The organism is Bradyrhizobium manausense, assembly GCF_018129685.1.
GTDB classification, from domain to species: Bacteria; Pseudomonadota; Alphaproteobacteria; order Rhizobiales; family Xanthobacteraceae; genus Bradyrhizobium; species Bradyrhizobium manausense_D.
The window spans coordinates 1,016,217-1,040,269 of record NZ_JAFCLG010000001.1 but is presented as its reverse complement, the minus strand read 5'-3'; the positions used below and the strand labels follow the sequence as shown (position 1 = coordinate 1,040,269).

21 protein-coding genes are annotated in these 24,053 nt (G+C 65.3%); 14 read left to right on the top strand and 7 right to left on the bottom strand.

Annotated features, from left to right (window positions below):
- Positions 1 to 28 precede the first annotated feature (28 nt).
- Together JQ621_RS05150 and JQ621_RS05145 are read right to left on the bottom strand one after the other, a co-directional pair.
- Positions 29 to 1,225, bottom strand: a complete 1,197-nt coding sequence (locus JQ621_RS05150; protein WP_212233304.1) for an acetyl-CoA C-acyltransferase — start codon at positions 1,223 to 1,225, stop codon at positions 29 to 31.
- A 131-nt stretch (positions 1,226 to 1,356) separates the two neighbouring features.
- A complete protein-coding gene (locus JQ621_RS05145; protein WP_212233303.1) occupies positions 1,357 to 2,127 on the bottom strand; it encodes an enoyl-CoA hydratase in 771 nt (256 codons plus the stop codon).
- Between the two features lie 153 nt (positions 2,128 to 2,280).
- Here JQ621_RS05145 and JQ621_RS05140 point away from each other — a divergent pair, with 153 nt between their 5' ends.
- Complete coding sequence (locus tag JQ621_RS05140; protein ID WP_212233302.1) at positions 2,281 to 2,820, top strand: PaaI family thioesterase; 540 nt, start codon at positions 2,281 to 2,283, stop codon at positions 2,818 to 2,820.
- A gap of 59 nt (positions 2,821 to 2,879) precedes the next feature.
- Positions 2,880 to 3,500 (top strand): TetR/AcrR family transcriptional regulator, encoded by a 621-nt coding sequence (locus JQ621_RS05135; protein ID WP_212233301.1) that lies wholly within the window; start codon positions 2,880 to 2,882, stop codon positions 3,498 to 3,500.
- A gap of 108 nt (positions 3,501 to 3,608) precedes the next feature.
- On the opposite strand, the gene JQ621_RS05130 is transcribed toward JQ621_RS05135, so the two are convergent.
- On the bottom strand, positions 3,609 to 4,517 hold the full coding sequence (locus JQ621_RS05130) for a LysR family transcriptional regulator (RefSeq protein ID WP_212233807.1): 909 nt from the start codon (positions 4,515 to 4,517) through the stop codon (positions 3,609 to 3,611).
- Positions 4,518 to 4,618: 101 nt separating this feature from the next.
- Here JQ621_RS05130 and JQ621_RS05125 point away from each other — a divergent pair, with 101 nt between their 5' ends.
- From JQ621_RS05125 to JQ621_RS05090, 8 genes are all read left to right on the top strand, one after another.
- Entirely contained in the window at positions 4,619 to 6,115 is a 1,497-nt protein-coding gene (locus JQ621_RS05125; RefSeq protein WP_212233300.1) for a CoA-acylating methylmalonate-semialdehyde dehydrogenase, read from the top strand.
- A 122-nt stretch (positions 6,116 to 6,237) separates the two neighbouring features.
- Entirely contained in the window at positions 6,238 to 7,383 is a 1,146-nt protein-coding gene (locus tag JQ621_RS05120) for an acyl-CoA dehydrogenase family protein (RefSeq protein WP_212233299.1), read from the top strand.
- Complete coding sequence (locus tag JQ621_RS05115; protein WP_212233298.1) at positions 7,380 to 8,447, top strand: enoyl-CoA hydratase/isomerase family protein; 1,068 nt, start codon at positions 7,380 to 7,382, stop codon at positions 8,445 to 8,447. Before JQ621_RS05120 ends, JQ621_RS05115 begins: the two co-directional genes overlap by 4 nt.
- Positions 8,448 to 8,475: 28 nt before the next feature.
- Positions 8,476 to 9,372, top strand: a complete 897-nt coding sequence (gene mmsB, locus JQ621_RS05110; RefSeq protein WP_212233297.1) for a 3-hydroxyisobutyrate dehydrogenase — start codon at positions 8,476 to 8,478, stop codon at positions 9,370 to 9,372.
- Between the two features lie 110 nt (positions 9,373 to 9,482).
- On the top strand, positions 9,483 to 11,201 hold the full coding sequence (locus JQ621_RS05105; protein ID WP_212233296.1) for an AMP-binding protein: 1,719 nt from the start codon (positions 9,483 to 9,485) through the stop codon (positions 11,199 to 11,201).
- A complete protein-coding gene (locus JQ621_RS05100; RefSeq protein WP_212233295.1) occupies positions 11,202 to 11,678 on the top strand; it encodes a MaoC family dehydratase in 477 nt (158 codons plus the stop codon).
- 229 nt (positions 11,679 to 11,907) lie between these two features.
- Positions 11,908 to 12,825, top strand: a complete 918-nt coding sequence (locus JQ621_RS05095; protein ID WP_212233294.1) for an SDR family NAD(P)-dependent oxidoreductase — start codon at positions 11,908 to 11,910, stop codon at positions 12,823 to 12,825.
- On the top strand, positions 12,822 to 14,042 hold the full coding sequence (locus JQ621_RS05090; protein ID WP_212233806.1) for a BaiN/RdsA family NAD(P)/FAD-dependent oxidoreductase: 1,221 nt from the start codon (positions 12,822 to 12,824) through the stop codon (positions 14,040 to 14,042). Before JQ621_RS05095 ends, JQ621_RS05090 begins: the two co-directional genes overlap by 4 nt.
- Before the next feature lie 93 nt (positions 14,043 to 14,135).
- Here the strand turns inward: JQ621_RS05090 and JQ621_RS05085 are convergent, their stop codons facing one another.
- Genes JQ621_RS05085 through JQ621_RS05075 form a run of 3 tightly spaced genes read right to left on the bottom strand, consistent with a single transcriptional unit; the run spans position 14,136 to position 17,524 of the window.
- A complete protein-coding gene (locus JQ621_RS05085) occupies positions 14,136 to 15,215 on the bottom strand; it encodes a D-TA family PLP-dependent enzyme (protein WP_212233293.1) in 1,080 nt (359 codons plus the stop codon).
- 3 nt (positions 15,216 to 15,218) lie between these two features.
- Positions 15,219 to 17,030, bottom strand: a complete 1,812-nt coding sequence (locus JQ621_RS05080) for an ABC-F family ATP-binding cassette domain-containing protein (protein ID WP_212233292.1) — start codon at positions 17,028 to 17,030, stop codon at positions 15,219 to 15,221.
- Between the two features lie 2 nt (positions 17,031 to 17,032).
- Positions 17,033 to 17,524, bottom strand: a complete 492-nt coding sequence (locus JQ621_RS05075) for a YaiI/YqxD family protein (RefSeq protein WP_212233291.1) — start codon at positions 17,522 to 17,524, stop codon at positions 17,033 to 17,035.
- A gap of 107 nt (positions 17,525 to 17,631) precedes the next feature.
- Between JQ621_RS05075 and JQ621_RS05070 the strand changes: the two genes are divergently transcribed.
- Positions 17,632 to 18,432, top strand: coding sequence for a hotdog family protein (locus tag JQ621_RS05070; protein ID WP_212233290.1), 801 nt, complete (start codon positions 17,632 to 17,634; stop codon positions 18,430 to 18,432).
- A 121-nt stretch (positions 18,433 to 18,553) separates the two neighbouring features.
- Here the strand turns inward: JQ621_RS05070 and JQ621_RS05065 are convergent, their stop codons facing one another.
- On the bottom strand, positions 18,554 to 20,926 hold the full coding sequence (locus JQ621_RS05065) for a xanthine dehydrogenase family protein molybdopterin-binding subunit (protein ID WP_212233289.1): 2,373 nt from the start codon (positions 20,924 to 20,926) through the stop codon (positions 18,554 to 18,556).
- Between the two features lie 210 nt (positions 20,927 to 21,136).
- On the opposite strand from JQ621_RS05065, the gene JQ621_RS05060 reads away from it, so the two are divergent.
- The 3 genes from JQ621_RS05060 (at position 21,137) to JQ621_RS05050 (ending at position 24,018) form a co-directional block, all read left to right on the top strand.
- Entirely contained in the window at positions 21,137 to 22,219 is a 1,083-nt protein-coding gene (locus tag JQ621_RS05060) for a Ppx/GppA phosphatase family protein (RefSeq protein WP_212233288.1), read from the top strand.
- A gap of 1 nt (position 22,220) precedes the next feature.
- The gene (locus JQ621_RS05055) at positions 22,221 to 22,907 is read left to right on the top strand and encodes an RlmE family RNA methyltransferase (RefSeq protein WP_212233287.1); all 687 of its coding nucleotides are present in this window, start codon (positions 22,221 to 22,223) and stop codon (positions 22,905 to 22,907) included.
- A gap of 580 nt (positions 22,908 to 23,487) precedes the next feature.
- A complete protein-coding gene (locus JQ621_RS05050; protein WP_249124666.1) occupies positions 23,488 to 24,018 on the top strand; it encodes a hypothetical protein in 531 nt (176 codons plus the stop codon).
- Positions 24,019 to 24,053: the final 35 nt, after the last annotated feature.

The window sequence follows — 24,053 nt, the reverse complement described above, 5'->3', positions numbered from 1 at the left end:
ACTTCCCTCAATTCAGGTCATTCGAGGCCTATTGCGCGAGACGTTCCACGGCGATCGCCGTGGCCTCGCCGCCGCCGATGCAGAGCGCTGCGACGCCGCGCTTGAGATCGTTGGCCTCGAGCGCATGCAGCAGCGTCACGATCAGCCGCGCGCCGGTGGCGCCGATGGGATGACCGAGTGCGCAGGCGCCGCCATTGATGTTCAGCTTCTCGCGCGGAATGCCGAGATCGCGCTGGGCGGCCATCGCCACCACGGCGAAGGCTTCGTTGATCTCGAACAGGTCGACATCACCTGCACTCCAGCCGACCTTGTCGAGCAGCTTGCGGATCGCCGGGATCGGCGCCGTGGTGAACCATTGCGGCTCCTGGCTGTGCGTGGCGTGGCCCTTGATCTCGGCGATTGCCGGAAGGCCGTTACGATCGGCGAGCGAGCGCCTGGTCAGCACCAGCGCGGCAGCGCCGTCGGCATTGGCGGACGAGGCCGCCGGCGTGATCGTCCCGTTGGCGCGGAAAGCGGGCTTTAGTCCGGGAATCTTGGCGGGGTCGACCTTCAGGGGATGCTCGTCATTGGCGACGATGCGTGGGCCGGCTTTGTCGGTCAGCGTGATCGGCGCGATCTCGGCCTTGAATGCGCCGCCCTCGACCGCCTTGCGCGCGCGGCTCAGGGTCTCCATCGCGTAGGCGTCCTGGTCCTTGCGGGTGAACTGATAGGCTTCCGCAGTTGCTTCGCCGAAATCGCCCATGGAGCGGCCGGTCTCGTAGGCATCCTCGAGGCCATCCATCATCATGTGGTCGATGATGCGGTCATGGCCGGCGCGATAGCCGCCGCGCGCCTTTTGCAGCAGATATGGTGCATTGGTCATGCTCTCCATGCCGCCGGAGACGACGATCTCGGCCGAGCCGGCGCGGATAATGTCGTGCGCCAGCATGGTCGCCTTCATGCCGGAACCGCAGACCTTGTTCACCGTTGTCGCGCCGGTCGCATCGGGCAGGCCTGCGGCACGCGCAGCCTGGCGCGCCGGTGCCTGGCCCTGGCCGGCCGGCAGCACGCAACCCATGAAGACCTCGTCGACCTTCTCGGGCGCGAGCCCGGCACGTTCAAGTGCGGCGTTGATCACATGGGATCCGAGCCTGTGTGCCGGGAGCGGCGACAGTTCGCCCATGAAGCGGCCGAGCGGGGTGCGGGCGGCGGAGACGATGACGACGGGATCGGCGGCTTCGGCCATGACAAACTCCCAGCAATGACGGATGAGATTACGTCCATCATATGATGCGGCGCAAAAAATGCAACCGCACCCGGCATGAGAAATTGTCGTGGTCCGGATGAGATTTGGTCGTTCGAGCGGAGGAGGGCAGCCTACCGCTTCCTGTTCACGAAAGCCTGCATCAGCCGCGTGGGCTCGTCCGTGAGGAACGATTCGCCGAATACCTTGACGCTGAGGTTCACCGACTCGGTCAGCGGGAGTTCCTCCCATTGCCGCAGCAGCGCCTTCTGCGAGCGCAGCGCCTCGGGGCCACATTCGAGCAGCGCGCTGACGAGATGCTCGATCTCGGCATCCAGTCCGCCCTCCGGTGCGACCTTGTCGACCAGGCCCCAAGCGAGCGCCGTGGCCGCGTCGACGTTCTCGGCCGTCATCACCAGCCAGCGCGCGCGGGCCCAGCCGATCAGGCGCGGCAGCAGTGCAGCATGAATCACCGAGGGGATGCCGACGCGCACCTCCGGCATGCCGAAATGTGCATCATGCGCGGCGATCCGGAAATCGCAGGCGGCCGCGACCTCGAGCCCGCCGCCGAGGCACCAGCCGGGCATGCGTGCGATGACGGGGGCGGGGAATTGGCGCACGGCCTCGCAGAGATCGCGCAGGCGGCTGATGAAGGCCTCGGCGGACTTTTGGTCGAGCCTGGCCATCTCCTTGATGTCGGCGCCGCCGATCATGCTCTTCTCACTCTGGCCGCGCAGCACAAGGACACGGATGCTGCGGTCGGACGAGAGCTGCTGCAGGCCATCGCGGACCGCGTCCGTCACGGCTGAACCGAGGATGTTGAGCGAGCCGGCATTGCAGATCGCGACATGAACGACGCCGCGCGCATCGCGTGTCACGCCGCAGTGATTGTTGAGCATTTCCATCGCAGCGTCTCGAAAGTCTGGTGGACAGGCGCAAGGTGCGTCCGTCAGGACCACTTCCTGGCCGAAACGGCCTGCTTGTCAAGCGGACCCGCCGGAGTTGCCAGCATGAAGTCCGCAGCATAGTATGATGAATATCATCTCAAGAGGCGACCCATGACAGACCACGCTCAACCCGACCTGTTTTCACCCGCACAGCGGCGCGAGCGCGTTGTGGACTGGCAGGTCCCGGCGCCGGTTGCGAAAGTGGCCATGGGTCTGTCTGGCATGGACGCCATGCTGGGTATCCGCGACGGTCGACTGCCGCCGCCGCCTTTCGCCAAGCTGATCGGCTTCACCGTCGGATTGGTCGAACCGGGCCGGATCGTGATGGAGCTGGAACCGCGCGAGGACCTGGAAAACACCATCGGTCTACTCCACGGCGCGACCGCCGCTGCGCTGCTCGACACGGTCATGGGCTGCGCGATTTCGACGCGGCTCGAGGCCGGGCAGTCTTCGGTGACGCTGGACCTGAAAATGACCTTTCTGCGCCCCCTCTCGGTCCGGTCAGGACTGATCTCGGCCGAAGGCAAGGTGATCAAGCTGGGCCGTCAGACCAGCTACACCGAAGGCTTCGTCCGCGACGGTAAGGGGGCACTTGCAGTCCATGCAACTGCAACCTTTTCCATGATCGGCAACATCTTTACCGGGAATTAATGCGCCGGTCAGGCGATATCCGTGTTATGAGATGACTTCCGACATCCAATGAGAGCCGCATGCGCTATTCTCGGGAACACAAGCAGGAAACCCACGACCGCATCGTGAAGAAGGCGTCCGTGCGGCTGCGCGAAAAGGGGGCCCACGGCATCGGTGTCGCCGACCTCATGAAGGAGGCGGGCCTAACCCATGGTGGCTTCTACGCGCATTTCGATTCCCGCGAGGCGTTGGTGATCGAGGCTTTTGCCTACGCCATGGACCGTTCGATGGAGCATTGGCGCAAGCAGTCGGACCAGGTCGCGCCGGAGAAGCAGCTTGCCCAGATCGTCGAGACCTATCTCTCGGCGCTGCATCGCGACAATCCCGGCCATGGCTGCTCGATCCCCGCGCTTGGCGCCGAGATCGCCCGCGAGAGCCCGAAGACGCGCAAGGCCTTTGCCGGCAAGCTCGACGAGATGGTCGAGATGATGACCGATTTCATTCCAAATCTGCCGCGCAAGGCCGCGCGCAAGCAGGCGATCGCGACGCTGGCGACGATGGCCGGTACCATGCTGCTGGCCCGCATCGCCGGCTCCAGCGAATTGTCGGACGAGGTGCTGAAGGCCGGCAAGGACTGTGCGCTGGAGGGCGCCAAGCGCGAGCCGGTGAAGGCCGTGCCGGCCAGGAAGAAGCAGAACTAGGCGAGGTTTCGTAGGGTGGGCAAAGGCGCGTAAGCGCTGTGCCCACAATCTCTCCGTTGGAAAAATGCGTGGGCACGCTTCGCTTTGCCCACCCTACGAGACCCTCTTTTACCGCCCCGCAAACAACGGCCGCTCGCGCTCCACGATCTCGCCAATGTAATCGGCCACCGCCCTGATCCGCGCGAGATCCTTGCTGTCGGCGTGCATCAGCATCCAGAACGTCCTGGTGATCGAAACTTCCTCCGGCAGCACGGCCACGAGCTGCGGATAGTCGCTCGCCATGAAATGCGGCAACACCGCGATGCCGAAGCCCGCGAGGGTGGCGTTGAGCTGGGCGATCAGGTTGGCACTGCGGAAGCGCGCGGAGATCCGCGGCGAGACTTGCGGCAGGTAATCGAGCTCCGGCGTGAACAAAAGCTCCTCGATGTAGCCGACGAAGCGGTGTTGTGGCAGTTCCTCGCGCGAGGAGATTGCCGGGAAGCGGTCGAGATAACCGGGCGAGGCATAAAGCCCGAGGCGGTAGTCCAGCAGCTTGCGGCCGACGATGCGACCTTCCTTCGGCATGGTCAGGCTGATCGCGATGTCGGCCTCGCGCTTGGAGAGACTGAACAGCCGTGCGGTCGCGACAAGCTGCAGATCGAGGTCGGGATAGCGGTCAGCGAAGGGCGCCAGCCGCGGCGCCAGGAAAGCGGTGCCGAATCCGTCGGGCGCGCCGATCCGCACCGTGCCCGTCAGCCGGGCCACCGAGCCGCCAACCTGCTCCTGGTTGGCGACGATGGTCGATTCCATCGCTTCTGCGCTGTCGGCGACGCGCTGGCCAGCTTCGGTGAGGAGGTAGCCGGTCTTGCGCCGGTCGAACAGTTTCGCCGAGAGGTGCTTTTCCAGCCGGTCGACGCGTCGGATGACCGTGGCGTGGTCGACCCCGAGTTGTTTCGCCGCGGCCGACACCGAGCCGCCCCGCACGATGGCCAGCACGAAACGGAAGTCGTCCCAGTCGATGTGACCTTGATCCAGCATTTTCGCACATCTATGGTGCATTATCTCAGACTTGAATCCCATAAAATGCAGGTCGATAGCTTTTGTCAAAGCGAACAGGCTGGCCTGAAGGAGATCATTCCATGCGTTCAATCGGACATTTCATCGGTGGCAAGGAGGTCAAGGGCACCTCGGGCCGCACCGCCGACGTCTTCGAGCCGATGACCGGTGACGTTCAGGCCAAGGTCGCGCTGGCGTCCAAGGCCGAAGTCCGCGCCGCTGTCGAGAACGCCCGCGCGGCGCAGCCCGAATGGGCCGCGACCAACCCGCAGCGCCGCGCTCGCGTCATGATGAAATTCGTCGAGCTGGTGCAGCGCGACTACGACAAGCTCGCCGAACTGCTTGCTCGCGAGCACGGCAAGACCGTGCCCGACGCCAAGGGCGACATCCAGCGCGGCCTCGAGGTCGCCGAGTTCGCTTGCGGCATCCCGCATTTGATGAAGGGCGAGTACACCGAGGGCGCCGGCCCCGGCATCGACATCTACTCCATGCGCCAGCCGCTCGGCGTCGTCGCCGGCATCACGCCGTTTAATTTCCCGGCGATGATCCCGATGTGGAAGTTCGCGCCCGCGATCGCTTGCGGCAACGCCTTCATCCTGAAGCCGTCGGAACGTGACCCCGGCGTGCCGATGCTGCTCGCCGAACTCATGATGGAAGCGGGCCTGCCGGCCGGCATCCTCAACGTCGTCAACGGCGACAAGGAAGCGGTCGACGCCATCCTGGACGATCCTGATATCAAGGCCATCGGCTTCGTCGGCTCCACGCCGATCGCGCAGTACATCTACGAGCGCGCCGCCCAGACCGGCAAGCGCTGCCAGTGCTTTGGCGGCGCCAAGAACCACGCCATCGTCATGCCCGATGCCGACATGGACCAGGCCGTCGACGCGCTGATCGGCGCCGGCTACGGCTCGGCCGGCGAGCGCTGCATGGCGGTCTCCGTTGCCGTTCCCGTCGGCAAATCCACCGCCGACCGCCTGATGGAAAAGCTGATCCCGCGCGTCGAGAGCCTGAAGATCGGCACCTCGATCGATCCGTCGGCCGATTACGGTCCGCTGGTGACCCGCGAGGCGGTCGAGAAGGTCAAGAGCTATATCGACATCGGCGTCAAGGAAGGCGCCACGCTGGCGGTCGACGGTCGCGGCTTCAAGATGCAGGGCTACGAGAAGGGCTTCTATCTCGGTGGTTCGCTGTTCGACAACGTCACCAAGGACATGCGGATCTACAAGGAAGAGATCTTTGGCCCCGTGCTCTCGGTCGTGCGCGCGCACGACTACAAGGAGGCGCTGGCGCTGCCGTCGGAGCATGATTACGGCAACGGCGTTGCCATCTTCACCCGCGACGGCGATGCCGCGCGCGACTTCGCGGCCAGGGTCAACGTCGGCATGGTCGGCATCAACGTGCCGATCCCGGTGCCGATCGCCTATTACACCTTCGGCGGCTGGAAAAAGTCGGGCTTCGGCGATCTCAACCAGCACGGCCCGGATTCGGTCCGCTTCTACACCAAGACCAAGACGGTGACCTCGCGCTGGCCGTCCGGCGTCAAGGAAGGCGCGGAGTTCTCGATCCCGCTGATGAAGTGACGGCCTCGGTCGTCATTGCGAGGAGTTCTTGCGACGAAGCAATCCGGACTGTCTCCACGGAGGGATGCTGGATTGCTTCGCTGCGCTCGCAATGACGATAGAGTGAAAGGGTAGGCGGCAGCATGCAGTTCGCTCTGAACGAGGATCAGGTCGCGGTTCGCGACATGGCGCTGGCGTTTGCGGCGGAAAAGATCGCGCCGCACGCGCTGCGCTGGGACGAGGAGAAGCACTTTCCCGTCGACGTGATGCGCGAGGCCGCAACGCTCGGAATGGGCGGCATCTACATCCGCGAGGATGTCGGCGGCTCCGCATTGAGCCGGTTCGACGCGGCGCTGATCTTCGAGGCGCTGGCAACGGGCTGCCCGACCACCTCGGCCTTCATCTCCATCCACAACATGGCGAGCTGGATGATCGATGCCTTCGGCAGCGACACCCAGCGTCGTCAGTGGCTGCCAAAGCTCTGCTCGATGGAACTGATCGCGAGCTACTGCCTGACCGAGCCGGGCGCCGGCTCCGACGCTGCGGCTCTGCGCACCCGCGCCGCGCGCGACGGCGATCATTATGTGCTGAACGGCCAGAAGCAATTCATCTCCGGCGCAGGCGGCACCGATCTGCTGGTGACGATGGTGCGGACCGGCGGTGACGGTCCCGGTGGCATCTCGACGCTCGTCATCGACGGCAACACGCCGGGCGTGTCGTTCGGCGCCAACGAGCGCAAGATGGGCTGGAACGCACAGCCGACCCGCGCCGTGATGTTCGAGAACGCCCGCGTGCCGGTCGCGAACCGGTTGAGCGAGGAGGGCGTCGGCTTCAAGATCGCGATGGCTGGTCTGGACGGCGGCCGCCTCAACATCACGGCGTGTTCTATTGGTGGCGCCCAAACGGCGCTCGACAAGGCGCGCGCCTACATGAAGGAGCGCAAGGCCTTTGGAAAACGTCTGGACGAATTCCAGGCCCTGCAATTCAAGCTCGCCGACATGGCGATCGAGCTCGAGGCTGCGCGCACCTTCCTGTGGCGAGCTGCTGCCGCGCTCGACCGCAAGGATCCCGATGCCACCATGCTCTGCGCGATGGCCAAGCGTTTTGGGACCGATGTCGGCTTCGAGGTCGCCAATCATGCCCTGCAGCTCCACGGAGGCTATGGCTACCTCAGCGAATACGGCATCGAGAAGATCGTGCGCGATCTGCGCGTGCACCAGATCCTCGAAGGCACCAATGAAATCATGCGGCTCATCGTGGCGCGCAAATTGATCGAGGGCGTGCGATGAGCTCCGTGGAGGAGGGCGATCTCATCGTTCGCCGCGAGGGCGCGGCGGGCGTTATCCGCCTCAATCGGCCCAAGGCGATCAACGCCATGACGCTGGAGATGTCGGAAGGCATCGACGCAGCCCTCGACCGCTTCGCGAGGAATCCTGAGGTCGCTTTGATCATTCTGGAAGGCGCCGGCGAGCGCGGTCTCTGCGCTGGCGGCGACATTCGCGGCCTCTGGGAAAGCTCGCGCGAAGGCGGCGATCTCGGCGCCCGGTTCTGGCGTCAGGAATACGTCATGAACGCGCGGATCGCGAGATATCCGAAGCCCTATGTCGCATTCATGGATGGCCTCGTCATGGGCGGCGGCGTCGGGCTGTCAGGCCACGCCAGCCACCGTGTCGTCACCGATCGCACCAGGCTGGCGATGCCCGAGGTCGGCCTCGGCTTCTTCCCCGATGTCGGCGGCACCTGGCTGCTGTCGCGATCGCCCGGAGAGATCGGCACCTATTTCGGGTTGACCGGCCAGACCATGAATGGTCCTGACGCGATCCATGCAAAGTTCGCGGATGCCGTTGTACCAGCGGCGAAATGGCCGGTGCTACGAGAGGCGCTGACGAAGGTTGGCCAGGGCGTGACCGCGGCCGAGGTCACCAAGCTCATCAATAGCTTTGCGACTGGCGAGACTGCAGGCCCGGTCGCGGCCAAAGAAGCTGTTATCGATGCACTGTTTGGCTTCGACCGCATGGAAGACATCTATGCTGCGCTCAAGCGCGACGGCTCGGAGTTTGCGCTGGCGACCCTCAAGACGCTCAACGAAAAATCGCCGCGCGGCATGGTGGTGACGCTGAAGCTGCTGCGGCTGGCGCGCACCGCGTCGAGCCTGGAAGAATGCCTGGTGCGGGAATATCGCGCCGCGCTGGAGGTCTTCCGCAGCGACGATTTCCGCGAAGGCGTGCGCGCCGCCGTGATCGACAAGGACCGCAATCCGATCTGGTCGCCGCCGCGTATCGAGGATGTGACACAGGAAATGCTGGCGCCGTATCTGGCCGAGATCGGCGCGGACGAGCTGAAGTTCAACTAACAACGTCACTCAAGCGGAGGAAACGACAATGGCCATGATCGCATTCATCGGTCTCGGCAATATGGGCGGCCCGATGGCCGCCAACCTGGTCAAGGCCGGCCACAAGGTGGTGGCGTTCGATCTCGTCGAAGCCTCCCGCAATCAGGCCAAGGCCGATGGCGCCGACATCGCGGACAGCGCCGCTGGCGCAGTCAAGGGTGCTGACGTCGTCGTCACCATGCTTCCCGCAGGCAAGCATGTGCTCGGCGTCTGGAACGAGGTCGTTCCCGCCATGACCAAGGGCACTCTGATCATCGACAGCTCCACCATCGACGTCGAGAGCGCGAGGGCCGCCCATGAGCTCGCGGCCAGGAATGGCGTGCTCTCGGTCGACGCGCCGGTCTCCGGCGGCACCGGCGGCGCCAAGGGTGCGACACTCACCTTCATGTGCGGCGGCGAGGAGGGCGCGTTCGCGGCAGCAAAGCCCGTGCTGGAGAAGATGGGCAAGAAGATCGTCCATTGCGGAGGCGCCGGAGCAGGCCAGGCGGCCAAGATCTGCAACAACATGATCCTCGGCATTTCCATGATCGCGGTGAGCGAGGCCTTTGCGCTGGGCGAAAAACTCGGCCTCTCGCACCAGGCGCTGTTCGACGTGGCCTCGACCTCATCGGGTCAGTGCTGGTCGCTCACGACCTATTGTCCAGTCCCGGGGCCGGTGCCGACCTCGCCCGCCAACAACGACTACAAGCCGGGTTTTGCCTCGGCGCTCATGGTGAAGGATCTGACCCTTGCGCAGGACGCCGCGAAGGCCGCAGGCGCAGCGACGCCGCTCGGCCAGCATGCGCAGGAGATCTACCAGGCGTTCGACAAGGCCGGCCAGGGCGGGGTGGATTTTTCCGGGATTATCAAGCACGTTAGGGGACTTGCTCGATCGAAATCATCCTGAGGTGCGAGCAACGCGAGCCTCGAAGGATGAGAAGACGGTATCTGTGGCCATCCTTCGAGACGCCGCTTCGCGGCTCCTCAGGATGACGGCAGTGAACGTGGTGAAGCCGGATGACGACATTTCAGGACGCGCGCGCATTTCTTCTTCAGCACCGCACGGATTACGAGACAGCGGTCAAAGACTTCCGCTGGCCCGATCCTGCCCCCTTCAACTGGGCCCTCGACTGGTTCGACGCCGAGCTCGCGACAAATGCGGAGAGCAAGGATCGGCCCGCGCTCTGGATCGTCGACGCCGCGCAGGACAAGCAGACGAAACTGTCGTTCGCGGCGCTGTCGAAGCGTTCCAATCAGGTCGCCAACTTCCTTCGCGCGCAGGGCCTGAAACGCGGTGATCACCTGCTGTTGCTGCTCGGCAATGTGGTTCCGCTGTGGGAGACCATGCTCGCGGCAATCAAGCTCGGCGTCGTCGTGATTCCCGCGACGACGCTGCTCACCGCCGAGGAGCTGCGCGACCGGCTCGATCGCGGCAGAGCGAAGGCGGTGGTGGCTGCGCAGGACCAGGTTGCGAAGTTCGCGAGCCTTGGCGTTGACGGTGTCGCCCGTATCGTGGTGGGCGAGGCATCCGATGGCTGGCTCGCTTTTGACGAGGCTGCGAAGGCGTCGGAGAGCTTCACGCCCGATGGTCCGACCAATGCCGACGACCCGATGCTGCTCTATTTCACCTCGGGCACGACGGCGAAGCCAAAACTCGTCCGGCACAGCCAGCGCAGCTACCCCGTCGGCCATCTCTCCACGATGTACTGGATCGGGCTGAAACCGGGCGACGTCCATCTCAACATCTCGTCGCCCGGCTGGGCCAAGCACGCCTGGAGCTGCTTCTTCGCGCCGTGGAACGCGGGCGCCACCGTGTTCGTCGTCAACCAGCCGCGCTTCGACGCGAAGAGCCTGCTCGCCACTATTGGCCGCTGCGGCGTCACCACGCTGTGCGCGCCACCGACCGTGTGGCGGTTGTTCATCCAGGAGAACCTGGCCTCGTTCAAGATGGCCCTTCGCGAAGTCTGCGGCGCCGGCGAACCGCTCAATCCCGAAGTGATCGACCAGGTGCAGGCCGCCTGGGGCCTCACCATCCGCGATGGTTACGGCCAGACTGAAACGACTGCGCTCGCCGGCAACTCGCCGGGGCAAAAGATCAAGGTCGGCTCGATGGGCCGCCCGTTGCCCGGCTATCGCGTGCAGGTCAGCGATGCCGATGGCCATCCGGCCAAGGAGGGCGAGGTGGCTCTCCTGCTTGGTGCCGATCGTCCAGCAGGCCTGATGCAGGGCTATCAGGGTGACGACGGCAAGCTCTCGGGCGCAGAGGGCGAGCTCTATCGCAGCGGCGACGTGGTCTTCGCCGACGAGGATGGCTATCTCACCTTCGTCGGCCGCTCCGACGACGTTTTCAAATCCTCCGACTATCGCATCAGCCCGTTCGAACTGGAGAGCGTGCTGCTCGAGCATGAGCTCGTCGCGGAGGCCGCGGTGGTGCCGAGCCCGGATCCCATCCGGCTCGCGATCCCCAAGGCCTTCGTGTTGCTGACATCAGGCGCGGAGCGGACGCCGGAGACGGCACTGTCCATCTTCAAGCACCTGCACACGCGCCTGGCGCCGTTCAAGCGCGTCCGCCGGCTCGAGATCGTCACCGAACTGCCGAAGACGATCTCTGGCAAAATCCGCCGCGTGCAGCTACGACGGCTCGAACGCGACAATGATCGCGACGATCCGCTGCGCGGCCGGGAATTCCGTGAGGAGGATTTTCCGGAGCTGCCGAAAACAAGAAGTGAGACCTGAGTGAACCAGATTTGGAAGTCGCCGCCGATCACGCTGGAGGCCTATCAGGCCTTGGTCGGCAAGGAGATCGGAGTCTCGTCCTGGCACCTGATCGATCAGCCCCGCATCGACACCTATGCCGACGTGACCGAGGATCACCAGTTCATCCATGTTGACCCGGTGAGGGCCAAGGACACCGCGTTCGGCACCACCATCGCGCACGGCTTCCTGACCATGTCGATGTTGTCAGTGATGTCCTACGAAGTGATGCCGGCGATTGCGGGCACCACGATGGGCGTGAATTACGGCTTCGACAAATTGCGCTTCATTTCGCCGGTGCGCTCAGGCAAGCGCGTCCGCGGCCGTTTCGTGCTGGCCGAGGCCAGGGTCCGCAAGCCCAACGAGTTGCAGTCCCGTACCAACGTGACGGTCGAGATCGAAGGCGAGGACAAGCCCGCGCTGGTCGCCGACTGGCTGGGGTTGATCTATTTCGCGTAGGTCCGGGCGGGCTTGACCAAGCCCTTCGTCGCTGCTCAAAAGCGTGTCAAAGCGCGCTCGGTGCACCCTCTCCCCTTGTGGGAAAGGGTGGCGAAATCGAGCGGAGCGAGATGAAGCCGGGTGAGAGGTATCTCTCCACGCGCTCATCAGCCGAGACATATCCCTCATCCGGCGCTTCGCGCCACCTTCTCCCGCAAGGGGAGAAGGGAAGAAAGCACAAGGAAGCACAATGGCAATCAGGTTTGACGGACGCGTCGCCATCGTCACCGGCGCAGGCAATGGTCTCGGCAGGGCGCATGCGCTCGGGCTCGCCAGCCGCGGCGCGAAAGTCGTGGTCAACGATTTCGGCGGCGCACGCGACGGCAGCGGCGGCTCGCTGTCGCCGGCGGAGGCCGTGGTCGAGGAGATCCGGAAAGTCGGCGGCACCGCGATGGCCGACGGCGCCGACGTCTCGAATTTCGAGCAGGTCACCGCCATGGTCGAGCGCGCCACCAGGGAGTGGGGCAGCGTGGACATCATGTGCGCCAATGCCGGCATCCTGCGTGACAAGTCGTTCGGCAAGATGGAAGCCGCCGATTTCCAGAAGGTGCTCGACGTGCATCTCGTCGGCACCTTCTACTGCTGCAAGGCGGTCTGGGCCGGCATGCGCGACCGCAATTACGGCCGCATCGTGCTGACGACCTCGTCGTCCGGCCTCTACGGCAATTTCGGCCAGGCCAATTACGGCGCGGCGAAATCGGGCATGGTCGGCCTGATGAACGTGCTCGCCGAGGAAGGCCGCAAGAACAACATCCGCGTCAACATCATCTCGCCGACGGCCGCGACCCGCATGACCGAAGAGCTGTTGCCGCCGCAGGCGCTGCAGCTCATGAAGCCGAACGCGATCACGCCCGCGGTCGAGTACATGCTGAGCGAGGACGCGCCGACGCGCACCATCATGGGCGCCGGTGCCGGCTCCTTCGCCGTGATCAAGATCCTGGAGAGCGAAGGCATCAACCTGCCGGAATCGGAGTGGACGCCGGACGCGGTCGCCGCGCATTTCGCCGAGATCAGCGACATGTCGAAGGCGAGGGCACTTGCCGGCGCATTCGAGCAGACGCAGAAATACGTGGCGCAGGCCGCGGCGCGGGCGGGGATCAAGCTCTGACTGATGTCGCCGTCATCGGTGCGGGTCCCGCCGGGCTGATGGCGGCGGAGGTGCTGGCGCGAGGTGGCGCCAGCGTCGCCGTCTACGACGCCATGCCGTCCGCCGGCCGCAAATTCCTGATGGCTGGCCGCGGCGGCCTCAATCTGACCCACAGCGAGCCGCTGGCGGATTTCCTCACGCGTTATCGCGAGGCGATGCCGAATCTGCGCGCGGCGGTCGAAGCGTTTCCGCCCGACGCGCTGCGCGACTGGAGCGCAGGCCTGGGGCAGCTGACCTTCGTCGGCAGCAGCGGGCGGGTGTTTCCAAAGACGTTCAAGGCCTCGCCCTTGCTGCGCGCGTGGCTGCGGCGGCTCAATGCATCAGGCGTGAAATTCGCGTTTCGGCATCGCTGGAGCGGCTGCGACAAACAGGGGCGGTTGCAGTTTCAAACGCCCGACGGCCCGCTTGCCGTCGCCGCGAGCGCAACGGTGCTCGCGCTCGGCGGCGCAAGCTGGCCGCGGCTTGGCTCCGACGGCGGCTGGGTCGATATCCTCCAGGCCAAAGGCGTTGCGGTCTCGAAGCTGCGGCCGGCCAATTCAGGCTTCACGGTCGCATGGTCCGATGTGTTCCGCGATCGTTTCGAAGGCCAGCCGCTCAAGGGCGTGGCGCTGACGATCGGCGCGCACGCCGTGCGCGGTGAAGCGATGATCACCCGCAGCGGCATCGAGGGCGGCGCGATCTATGCACTGTCGGCGGAGCTGCGCGAGGCAGTGCTGAGCATCGGACAGGCGACACTGATGATCGCGTTGCGGCCCGATCTCGATACGACCGCGCTGACCACGCGCCTGTCGGGCACGCGCGGCAAGCAGTCGCTCGCGAACTTCCTGCGCAAGGCGGCGCAAGTGTCGCCGGTCGGCATCGGCCTGATGCAGGAGGCGGCCATTGCATCCGGCCGCTCGTTGGCCGCGCTGTCGCCGGCGGAGCTTGCACAGTTGATCAACGCAATTCCGGTTCAGCTGACCGGTGCCGCCCCGATCGAACGTGCGATCTCGACCGCTGGCGGGATCGTCTTCGACGAGCTCGACGAAAACTTCATGCTGCGCAGCCTGCCGGGTGTGTTCGCCGCCGGCGAGATGCTGGACTGGGAAGCCCCGACCGGCGGGTACCTGCTGCAGGCCTCGTTTGCGACGGGAGCAGCGGCGGGCAGGGGTGTGTTGGGCTGGCTCAAGAAATCGTAGGGTGGGTTAGCGAAGCGTAACCCACCACGTCTGTATCCGCATCGAGGGAAGTGGTGGGTTACGCCTTCGGCTAACCCACCCTACAGCGTGCCTCTACCGCAGCTTGCCCCGCGCCGCCACCGGCAGCGTGCCGATGATCTCGTCGCCGCGGACCATCACCACCTCGTCCATCATGTTGACGACGACGCACACATGGTTCGGCACGATACGGACGACATCGCCGACATTTGGCCGCGTATTGCTGCGGGAGAGGTCGAGGAAGCCGTGCTCTTCGGCGAATTTCGCGATTCGTGCTTCGGGATGTTCCAGGATCAGGCCATGGCCGTCGAGCCCGCCGGTATCCGTCGTCAGCGTCTTCGAACCGGCATCGAGAATGCCGCGCTCGGGCGCGGCGCGGCTCACGACCGTCGAATAGATGTACAGCGCGCAGTCGTCCCAGGTCGCTGAGCCGGCCGCGACCTGCATACGATCGTTGTAGATGTAGGTGCCGAAGCGGTGCTCGGTGCCGCCCTTGAGCTTGCCGATGTTGACGAGGTTCGGCGTGCCGCCGGTGGACACGATCTTGGCATCGAGCCCGACGGCGCGCACGCCGGCGAGCGCCTCGTCGTAGAATTTCTGTGCGTCGCCCCAGCCCGTTTCGGTCGGGTAGAGCATGAAGCCAGCGAATTCCAGCCCCTTGGACGCCGCGATCTCGCGCGCCAGCGCAATCGCTTCGGCCGGCGTCTCGACGCCCGCGCGCTTGCGGCCGGTGTCGCATTCGACCACCACAGAGAGCGGACGGCCCGAAGCCGCAGCGGCTTTCGGCAGACCGGCAATGACGGTCGAATTGTCGGCGGCAACCGTCATGTTGGTCTTGGCATTGAGCGAGCCGAGGCGCGCCATCTTCTCTTCGCCGAGCAGATTGTAGCTGATCAGGATGTCGTCGATGCCGGCATTGGCCATGATCTCGGCCTCGCCGATCTTCTGGCAGGTGATGCCCTTGGCGCCGGCCGCGACCTGCATCCTCGCAATCGTCGGGTTCTTGTGGGTCTTGATATGCGGACGGTTGGCAATGCCGGCATCGTCGCAGGCCTTCTGGATCCGCGCAATGTTGCGCTCGACCTTGTCCATGTCGATGACGGCGCAGGGCGTGCCGTATTCGCGGGCGATCTTGGCGGCGAGGGGTGTGGTCATTGGTTATGCCTGTTCGATTTCTTCGCGGAGCATTTCAAGTTCGAGCCAGCGCTCTTCAGCGGCTGATAATTCTTCATGCGCCTTGGCGATGGCCGCGGAAGTATCGTCGAATTTCTTGCGATCCCTGGCGTAGAGGTTGGGATCGTCGAGCACGCGCTGCAGTCTTGCGATGTCGGCCTGCAGCGTCTCCATCTTCTTCGGCAGTGTCTCGAGGGCGTGCTTCTCGTTGAAGCTCAGCTTGCGCTTGGACGCAGAGGCGGGCGCGGCCGCGCGCCCCTCTTTCTTCTCCGCAGGCGCCGGCGCCCTCGCGGTCTCGCGCTTCAGGTCGGCGCCGCGTTGCGTGAGCATGTCGCTGTAGCCGCCGGCATATTCGATCCACTTGCCGTTGCCCTCGGGCGCGATCACGGACGTCACGACGCGGTCGAGGAAGTCGCGGTCATGGCTGATCAGGATGACGGTGCCCTCGTAATCGCCGAGCATGTCTTCGAGCACGTCGAGGGTTTCGAGATCGAGGTCGTTGGTCGGCTCGTCCAGCACCAGCAGGTTCGAGGGTTTCGCCAGCGCGCGCGCCAGCATCAGCCGGCCGCGCTCGCCGCCCGACAGCACCTCCACGGGCGTGCCGCGCTGCTCCTGGGCGAACAGGAAGTCCTTCATGTAGCCGACGACGTGCTTCGGCTTGCCGCCGACCATGATCTGGTCGCCCCGGCCCCCGGTCAGGGCCTCGGCCAGCGTCGATTTGGGATCGAGGCTCTCGCGGTGCTGGTCGAGCGTGGCGGTCTCCAGATTGGCCCCCAGCCGCACGATACCGGAATCGGGCTGGGCGCCGCCGGTCAGCAGATTGACCAGCGTGGTCTTGCCGGCCCCGTTCGGGCCGATGATGCCGAGCCGGTCGCCGCGCTGGATGCGGGTCGAAAAACCATCGACAATCGTGCGATCGCCAAACGCCTTGGCGATGTTCTTCGCCTCGATCACCAGCTTGCCGGATTGCTCGGCCTCGGCGGCAGCGAGGCTGGCGGTGCCGGCCGTGCCGCGGTAGTTGCGGCGCTGGTCGCGCAGCGTATGCAGATTGGCGAGCCGTTTGACGTTGCGCTTGCGGCGGCCGGAAACGCCGTGGCGAAGCCAGTGTTCTTCGTCGACGATCTTGCGGTCGAGCTTGTGCTGGTCGCGCTCTTCTTCGGCCAGCACCTCGTCGCGCCAGCTCTCGAACGAGGCAAAACCGCGATCGATCTGTTTGATCCTGCCGCGGTCGAGCCACGCTGTGGAGCGCGAGAGATTGGTCAGGAAGCGGCGGTCGTGGCTGATGATGACCAGCGCGCTGCGCCGGGAGTCGAGCTCCTTTTCCAGCCATTCGATGGTGGAGAGATCGAGATGGTTGGTCGGCTCGTCCAGCAACAGAATGTCGGGCGAGGGGGCCAGCACGCGTGCGAGCGCCGCGCGGCGCGCCTCGCCGCCGGAGACGTTGGCCGGATTCTCGTTGCCGGTCAGTCCGAGCTGCTCGACCAGATAGCGCGCCTGATACGGATCGTCTCCGGGCGCGAGGCCGGCCTCGACATAGGCGAGCGTGGTCTTGTGCTCGCCGAAATCAGGCTCCTGCGGCAGGTAGCGCACGGTCGCGCCGGGCTGCACAAAGCGCGTGCCGCTGTCGGCCTCGACAAGGCCGGCCGCGATCCTGAGCAGCGTCGACTTGCCGGAGCCGTTGCGGCCGATCAGGCAGACGCGCTCAGATGGTGCGACATTGAGTTCGACACCCGACAGCAGCGGCGTGCCGCCGAAGGTGAGCTTGATATCCTTGAGCTGGATCAGCGGGGGCGCCATGGCTAGCTCTGGCTTGTTGCGGCCTGATCGGCGCGGCGGCGCTGGATTCGGCGCAGCGTCTGGTCGAGCGCCGAGAGGAAGGCGGAGCGGTCGCGCGACGAGAACGAGCGCGGGCCGCCCGTGACTTCGCCGGCCGAGCGCAAATCCGTCATCAGATTGCGCACGGCAAGCGTCATCCCGATCGATTCTTCCGTGAACGGCTTGCCGTTCGGCGCAATCACGTCGGCGCCGGCCTTCACGCAGCGGCTCGCCAGCGGAATGTCCGAGGTGATGACGACGTCACCTGGCCTCGCCCGTTCCGCGATCCAGTCGTCGGCGGCATCCATGCCGGAGCCGGCCGCGACGCGCTCGATCAGGGGATCGTGGGGCACACGGATGAAATTGCCGGCGACCACGCTGACGGGCACGCCGTGCCGGAGCGCGACGCGATAAATTTCGTCCTTCACCGGACAGGCGTCGGCGTCGACATAGATGCGGGTGGGGGTGTCGGTCATTCGCCGCGTGGTACCCCATTCGGGCCGCAAAGGCGAGGGGATTGACCGGTGTTCCCGGGGGCCTACGATCGGGTCCGAAACAACAAGAATACAGGGAAAAGCCAGCCATGCCGAACCGGCTCGAAACCTACCGCGTCGAGGCCTACAACACCGCCAAACAGTCCGAAAACAAGATGCATGACGATACGGTGGCGCGCCGCTTCGGCTTTTCCGGTGGGCTCGTCCCCGGCGTCGATGTCTTCGCCTACATGATGCACGTGCCGCTCGCGCGCTGGGGCCGCGATTTCCTGTCGCGCGGGCTGATCGAGGCCCGCTTCGTCAAGCCCGTGTATGACGGCGAGACCGCCGATGTCGATGCGACCGAGCACAACGGCCTGCTCACGATCGAGGTGTTCAGCCGCACCGAGCTGTGTGCGACGGGCACGGCGTCGCTCCCGGCCGCTGCGCCAGCAATGTCATTGGGCGACTATGTCGAGGTGCCCGCAGTCGCCGAACGCAAGCCCGTCAGCCCTGAAATCTTCGAGGTCGGCAAATGGCTGGGCACGACGCCGCGCCGTTGGGCCGGGCCCGACGCAACCGGCTATCTCGCCGATATCAGGGAGACTGATCCGATCTTCGCGCGCGAAGGGTTCGGCCATCCCGGCTTGATCCAGCGCGTCATGAACCGCGTGCTGGTCGACAACACCATTTTGGGCCCTTGGATCCATGTCGGTAGCCGCATGCAGCTCTTGTCAGCCGCGCGCGCCGGCGACGAGATCACCGCACGGGCGAAGGTCATGGCAAACTACGAGAAGAAAGGCCACCGCTTCGTCGAGCTCGATGCCCTCGTCGTCGCCAATGGCACGACGCCGATCGCGCATTGCCAGCACATTGCGATCTATCAGCCGCGGGAGCAGGCGGCGGCGTAGGGAAGGGGCACACCATCGCCGCACCGTCATGCCCGGGCTTGTCCCGGGCATCCACGTTCTTGGTGCCGCTCCACGTGGATGGTCGGGACAAGCCCGGCCATGACGAACGAGAGAGCGCAATTTACGCCGCCTTGCCCTTCGCATCCTGGATCGCTCGCCACACGCGCTCCGGGGTCAGCGGCATGTCGATGTGCTTAATGCCGTAGTCCGACAGCGCATCGACCACCGCGTTCACCACGGTCGACAGGCTGCCGGCGCAGCCGGCTTCGCCGCAGCCCTTGGTGCCCAGCGGATTGCTCTTGGCGGGCACGGGGTGGTCGCCGACCTCCATGTACGGCACGTCCTCGGCGCGGGGCAGCGCGTAGTCCATCAGTGAGCCCGTGATCGGCTGGCCGCTCTCGTCGTAGCGGACATGCTCCATCAGCGCCTGGCCAATGCCCTGGACCACGCCGCCATGGAGCTGGCCCGCCACCAGCATCGGGTTGATCACGGTGCCGAAATCGTTCACCGCGCTGTAGCGCACGATCTGCACCACGCCCGTATCAGGATCGACCTCGACCTCGGCGACATGGCAGCCGTTCGGGAACGCCGAGGCAATGGGTTCGCTGGTATGATCGACATCGAGCGAGTCAGGCACGCCCTCCGGCACCTTGCCGTCATGCAGCTTCCTGGCGAGCTCCATGATGTCGATGCTGCGATCGGTGCCGGCGATGGTGAAGGCGCCATCTGCGAACTCGATGTCGGACTCCGAGGCCTCCAGCATGTATGCGGCGGCGCGCTTGCCCTTTTCGATGACGAGCTTTGCGGCCCCGACGATGGCCTGTCCGGTCGCCGTGATCGAGCGCGAGCCGCCGGTGCCGTTGCCGGTGTGGACGATGTCGCTGTCGCCTTGCACCAGCTTCACGCTCTCGAAGGGAACGCCGAGCTGCGCGCACAGCACCTGCGCGAACGGCGTCGCATGGCCCTGGCCGTAGTCGAGCGTGCCGGTGATCAGCTGTACGGTGCCATCGGGATCGAACACGATCTTGCCGAGCTCGGGGCCGGGCGGTGCGGTAACTTCGAGATAGGAGCCGACCGCGATGCCGCGCAACTTGCCGGCCTTCTTGCTCTCCTTCTTGCGCTTGGCGAAATTCTCGTGATCGGAGATGTCGAGCGCCTTGGTGAACACCGCCTGGAAGTCGCCGCTGTCATAGGTGACGCCTGACGAGGCGGGGAACGGCATCTGGTTCGGCTTGATAAAGTTGCGCTTGCGCAGCGTCAGCCGGTTGATGCCCATCTCGTCGGCGGCACGGTCGATCAGCCGCTCCATGTAGTAGTTGGCCTCGGGCCGGCCGGCGCCGCGATAGGCGCCCATCAGCGTGGTGTTGGTCAGCGCCGTCTTGATGTCGACCGCCATCAGCGGCGTGCGGTAGACGCTGGAGAAATTCTTGCCGGTGTTGAGGGAGAGCGGGCTCGGCGCGACGCCGGTGATGTAGGCGCCGAGATTGCCATAGCCGGACAGCCTTGCCGCGAGGAAATGCCCCTCGGCGTCGAGCGCGAGCTCGGCATGGATCTTTTGCCCGCGACCATGGCTGTCGGAGAGGAAGGCGGTGGAGCGCTCGTCGAGCCACTTCACCGGGCGTCCCAACGCCTTCGCCGCATACAGGATGCACATGTATTCCGGATAGTTGACGTTCTTCATGCCGAAGGAGCCGCCGACATTGGCGGTGAGGACGCGCACCTTGTCGTTCGGCACTTTCAGGTTCTTGGCGAGGTTGGCGCGGTTGCCCGCGACGCCCTGCGTCGGCATCTGGATGGTGTAGCGCTCGGTGGTCTTGTCGTAGGAGGCGAGGCCGACGCGCGGCTCCATCGAGACCACGGCGACACGGGTGTTCTCGATGTCGATCCTGGTCACATGGGCGGCGCTGGCGAAAGCGGCGTTGACCTTCTCCGTGTCGCCATAGTGATAATCGAGCGCGACATTGTTCGGGATGTGATCGTAGAGCTGCGGCGCGCCGGGCTTTGCCGCTTCCTCGGGGTCAGTCACCGCCGGCAGCGGCTCGATATCGAGCTCGACCGCCTCGGCCGCATCGCGCGCCTGGGCGAGCGTGTCGGCCACCACGAAGGCGACAGGGTCGCCGACGAAGCGCACCTTGTCGGTCGCCAGCGGGTGCCGGTTGGTCTGCAGCAGGGGTGAGCCGTCACGGCTCTTCAGCGGCAGGCCGCAGGTGAAGGGGCCGTAGCCGGCGGCATCGAGGTCCTTGCCGGTCCACACGCCCAGCACGCCCGGCATCCCCTTGGCTGCATCAAGGCCGATGCCGCGGATCACGCCATGGGCGTGGGTCGAGCGGACGATCACGGCATAGGCTTGGCCGGGCAGGTTGAAATCGTCGGTGTAGCGGCCCTTGCCGCGCACCAGCGTGTCGTCCTCCTTGCGGCGGACCGGCTGCCCGACGCCGTATTTTTGCAGTGCAATAGCATTTTCGAGCGTGGACGATTTGGTGTGTTCTTGCATGGAAATGACCTGAAAAGCCGGCAATTGCGCATTTAGGGGGCGCCTGGAGGGCCGGACCCCACAAAAATAGCGCACGGTCCCGTTCACGACAACGCACGAATGGGCATGGTCCCATGTGATGCGTTGTTGCGCAGGCCTGCCGCGCTGCTAATGTTTCAGGCGAAAAAGCAATTCCAGATCGGCCCCATGGGCCGCGGAAAGACAGTTTGTATGAATGACGACACGCGGCTCCGCGACGGCCATGTGACGCATCATGGGCCGCACGGTGAGCTGGAGGGGTCGGCGGCGGTGGCGTTGGCCACTGAACCGGTTGTCGGCGCGCAGGCGCCGGGAACCGGCGTCTATGCGGCGCTGGACCTCGGAACCAACAATTGCAGGCTCCTGATCGCCTGCCCGACCCACGATGGCTTTCGCGTGGTCGATTCCTTCTCGCGCATCATCCGGCTCGGCGAGGGCGTCTCGGCGACGGGCTGCATCAGCGAGGCCGCGATCGACCGCGCCATCGCCGCGCTCAGCATCTGCCGGGACAAGATCAACCTGCGCAAGGCCAGGCGGCTGCGGCTGATCGCCACCGAGGCCTGCCGCGCGGCCTCGAACGCGGAGGGCTTCCGCAGCCGTGTCGCGGCGGAGACCGGCATCGAGCTCGAGGTGATCGACCGCGAGACCGAAGCCTCGCTCGCGATGCTCGGTTGCTCCCCGCTGGTCGATCCGAAGGGCCGGGGCGCGATCCTGTTCGATATCGGCGGCGGCTCGACCGAGCTGGTGCGCATCGAGCGCGATTCGCAAAATCCGGAGCCGCGCATCAAGGCGTGGATGTCGATCCCGTACGGTGTGGTCACGCTCGCCGAGCAGTTCGGCGGCCGCGACGTGACGCCGGAGATCTATGCCGCGATGGAGCGGGCGGTCGCGAGCCACGTCGCGCCGTTCGCGGACGAGCATGGCCGCGATCTCGCCGACATGCACCTGCTCGGCACCTCGGGCACGGTGACGACGCTTGCCGGTATCCACCTCAACCTCCTTCGCTACGATCGCCGCCGCATCGACAGCATCTGGATGAACGATTCCGACATCACCGCGACCATCAACAAGCTGCTCGGCATGAGCTACGAGGAGCGCGCGGGCAACAGCTGCATCAGCGTCGAGCGTGCTGATCTCGTGCTCGCCGGCTGCGCCATCCTCGATGCGATCAGGCACGCCTTCCCGCTGCCGCGCCTGCGCGTCGCCGACCGGGGCCTGCGCGAGGGCATGCTGGTCGAGATGATGCGCGAGGACGGCGCGCTCAGGAGCTGGTGAGATGGCCAAAGACACCACCGGCCGCTTGCACGTTCAGGTCAAGACCGGCGGCAAGCGCAAATTGTCGTCGAAGCTCTGGCTGGAGCGGCAGCTCAACGATCCCTATGTCGCCAAGGCAAAGGCCGCAGGCTATCGCTCGCGCGCCGCTTTCAAGCTGCTCGAGATCGACGACAAATACCGCTTGCTGAAACAAGGCATGGCCGTGGTCGATCTTGGCGCGGCGCCGGGCGGCTGGAGCCAGATCGCCGCCAAGCGCGTCGGCTCGGTCGACGGCAAGGGCAAGGTCGTTGCGATCGATCTGCTCGCGATGCCTGAGATCGCCGGCGTCGACTTCGCGCAGCTCGACTTCATGGAGAACGACGCGCCAGCGAAGCTCACCGCGATGCTGGGCGGCGGCGCCGATATCGTGATGTCGGACATGGCCGCCAACACCACCGGCCACCGCAAGACCGATCAGCTCCGCATCGTCGGCCTGATCGAGACCGCCGCTGCGTTTGCGTGCGACGTGCTCAAGCCCGGCGGCACGTTCCTGGCGAAAACGTTCCAGAGCGGGGCCGACGCCGATCTGCTCGCCCAGCTCAAGCGGGACTTTGCAACGGTGCGTCATGTGAAGCCGTCCGCAAGCCGGCAGGATTCCTCGGAGCGGTATGTGCTGGCGACGGGGTTTCGGGGCGAGTCGAAGGCGTAAGGACGAGCGCGCTTGTCGCGCACGACCGGCCGGGACATCGAACCATAGCCAATCCGCCGAGACTCAAACCGTCGCCCGCCGCCGGGCAGGGCAATCGCATATGACCTTTTGGGCTGCCTGAGCGCGCGCCTCGTCCTTCGAGACGACCGCTGCGCGGTCTCCTCAGGATGAGGCTCTTCGGTGCCCGCTGAAGCTGCTGCCACGCACTCCGTCTTCATCCTCCTGAGGAGCCCGCCCAAGCGGGCGTCTCGAAGGATGGCCGCAGGGAAAAGTCCTCTCATATGCGATTGCTCTGCGCCGCCGGGGGTGGCCATGGCGGCGCGCCGCCCGGCCGTCCCCGCACAATGAACTTGATCCGGAGATGCGCGACTTAAACCAGTGGCCGGATCAATGGAGTTGCGACATGAAGGGCAGGACATCCTGGTGCGAGGCGCTCCTTGCCGGCCTGCTGATGGCTTGCGGTGCCGGCATCTGTAGCGCGGCATCTGCCGCGGAGCCTGCAGCTCCGCCTCCGGGATACGCAATTGCAGAGAAGCACACCAGGACGTCGCCTGACGGTGCGACCACGATCGAGCAATATTTGAACCAGGAGACCGATGAGTGGAAATGGCTGTTCTTTGCGCGCCGGGCGGACACGTTCGCGCTGCTTGATCCGGAGCCGGCCGGGTACCCGGCGGGTTTTGTCTTCACCAACGACCAGAACTGGATCATTCGCCTGCAGAAGACCGGCTCTGGTGAACAGTCGCTCTATCTTTATCGCTTCGCGCCGAAGGGCTTTGTGAGCGCGACCAAAAAACCGCTCGGCGACCTCGCGTGGGCCTACATGAAGAGCCGGCCCGACTGGCGAAAGATCATCAAGGCGCCGGAGTATCACGAGGCGGCCTATCTGTGGGAGGGTCTCGAAGACAATTACCGCAAGCTGGGCGTCGATTGGCCCGCGAACCGTTATCTTGTGATCGGCCTGTCCGGTGATGCTGACGTCAAGGGGCGCAAACACGAGCAAACGGGCGTCGTGAACGGCTGGCACTGCCGATACGATCTGCAGACCGGCAAGTTCGACGTGCCCCCTGCATTTTCATCTGACAATGCGAAGGCCGTGATGCCGCAGTGAGCGCCTGGCTTCGTGGCGGGAGCGAAGACGGAGCC

What these genes read in the sequence shown, in the direction of transcription:
- JQ621_RS05150 (WP_212233304.1), bottom strand. Translation starts at nt 1,225, where the DNA reads ATGGCCGAAGCCGCCGATCCCGTCGTCATCGTCTCCGCCGCCCGCACC.
- JQ621_RS05145 (WP_212233303.1), bottom strand. Translation starts at nt 2,127, where the DNA reads ATGGAAATGCTCAACAATCACTGCGGCGTGACACGCGATGCGCGCGGC.
- JQ621_RS05140 (WP_212233302.1), top strand. Translation starts at nt 2,281, where the DNA reads ATGACAGACCACGCTCAACCCGACCTGTTTTCACCCGCACAGCGGCGC.
- JQ621_RS05135 (WP_212233301.1), top strand. Translation starts at nt 2,880, where the DNA reads ATGCGCTATTCTCGGGAACACAAGCAGGAAACCCACGACCGCATCGTG.
- JQ621_RS05130 (WP_212233807.1), bottom strand. Translation starts at nt 4,517, where the DNA reads ATGCTGGATCAAGGTCACATCGACTGGGACGACTTCCGTTTCGTGCTG.
- JQ621_RS05125 (WP_212233300.1), top strand. Translation starts at nt 4,619, where the DNA reads ATGCGTTCAATCGGACATTTCATCGGTGGCAAGGAGGTCAAGGGCACC.
- JQ621_RS05120 (WP_212233299.1), top strand. Translation starts at nt 6,238, where the DNA reads ATGCAGTTCGCTCTGAACGAGGATCAGGTCGCGGTTCGCGACATGGCG.
- JQ621_RS05115 (WP_212233298.1), top strand. Translation starts at nt 7,380, where the DNA reads ATGAGCTCCGTGGAGGAGGGCGATCTCATCGTTCGCCGCGAGGGCGCG.
- mmsB (WP_212233297.1), top strand. Translation starts at nt 8,476, where the DNA reads ATGGCCATGATCGCATTCATCGGTCTCGGCAATATGGGCGGCCCGATG.
- JQ621_RS05105 (WP_212233296.1), top strand. Translation starts at nt 9,483, where the DNA reads ATGACGACATTTCAGGACGCGCGCGCATTTCTTCTTCAGCACCGCACG.
- JQ621_RS05095 (WP_212233294.1), top strand. Translation starts at nt 11,908, where the DNA reads ATGGCAATCAGGTTTGACGGACGCGTCGCCATCGTCACCGGCGCAGGC.
- JQ621_RS05085 (WP_212233293.1), bottom strand. Translation starts at nt 15,215, where the DNA reads ATGACCACACCCCTCGCCGCCAAGATCGCCCGCGAATACGGCACGCCC.
- JQ621_RS05080 (WP_212233292.1), bottom strand. Translation starts at nt 17,030, where the DNA reads ATGGCGCCCCCGCTGATCCAGCTCAAGGATATCAAGCTCACCTTCGGC.
- JQ621_RS05075 (WP_212233291.1), bottom strand. Translation starts at nt 17,524, where the DNA reads ATGACCGACACCCCCACCCGCATCTATGTCGACGCCGACGCCTGTCCG.
- JQ621_RS05070 (WP_212233290.1), top strand. Translation starts at nt 17,632, where the DNA reads ATGCCGAACCGGCTCGAAACCTACCGCGTCGAGGCCTACAACACCGCC.
- JQ621_RS05065 (WP_212233289.1), bottom strand. Translation starts at nt 20,926, where the DNA reads ATGCAAGAACACACCAAATCGTCCACGCTCGAAAATGCTATTGCACTG.
- JQ621_RS05060 (WP_212233288.1), top strand. Translation starts at nt 21,137, where the DNA reads ATGAATGACGACACGCGGCTCCGCGACGGCCATGTGACGCATCATGGG.
- JQ621_RS05055 (WP_212233287.1), top strand. Translation starts at nt 22,221, where the DNA reads ATGGCCAAAGACACCACCGGCCGCTTGCACGTTCAGGTCAAGACCGGC.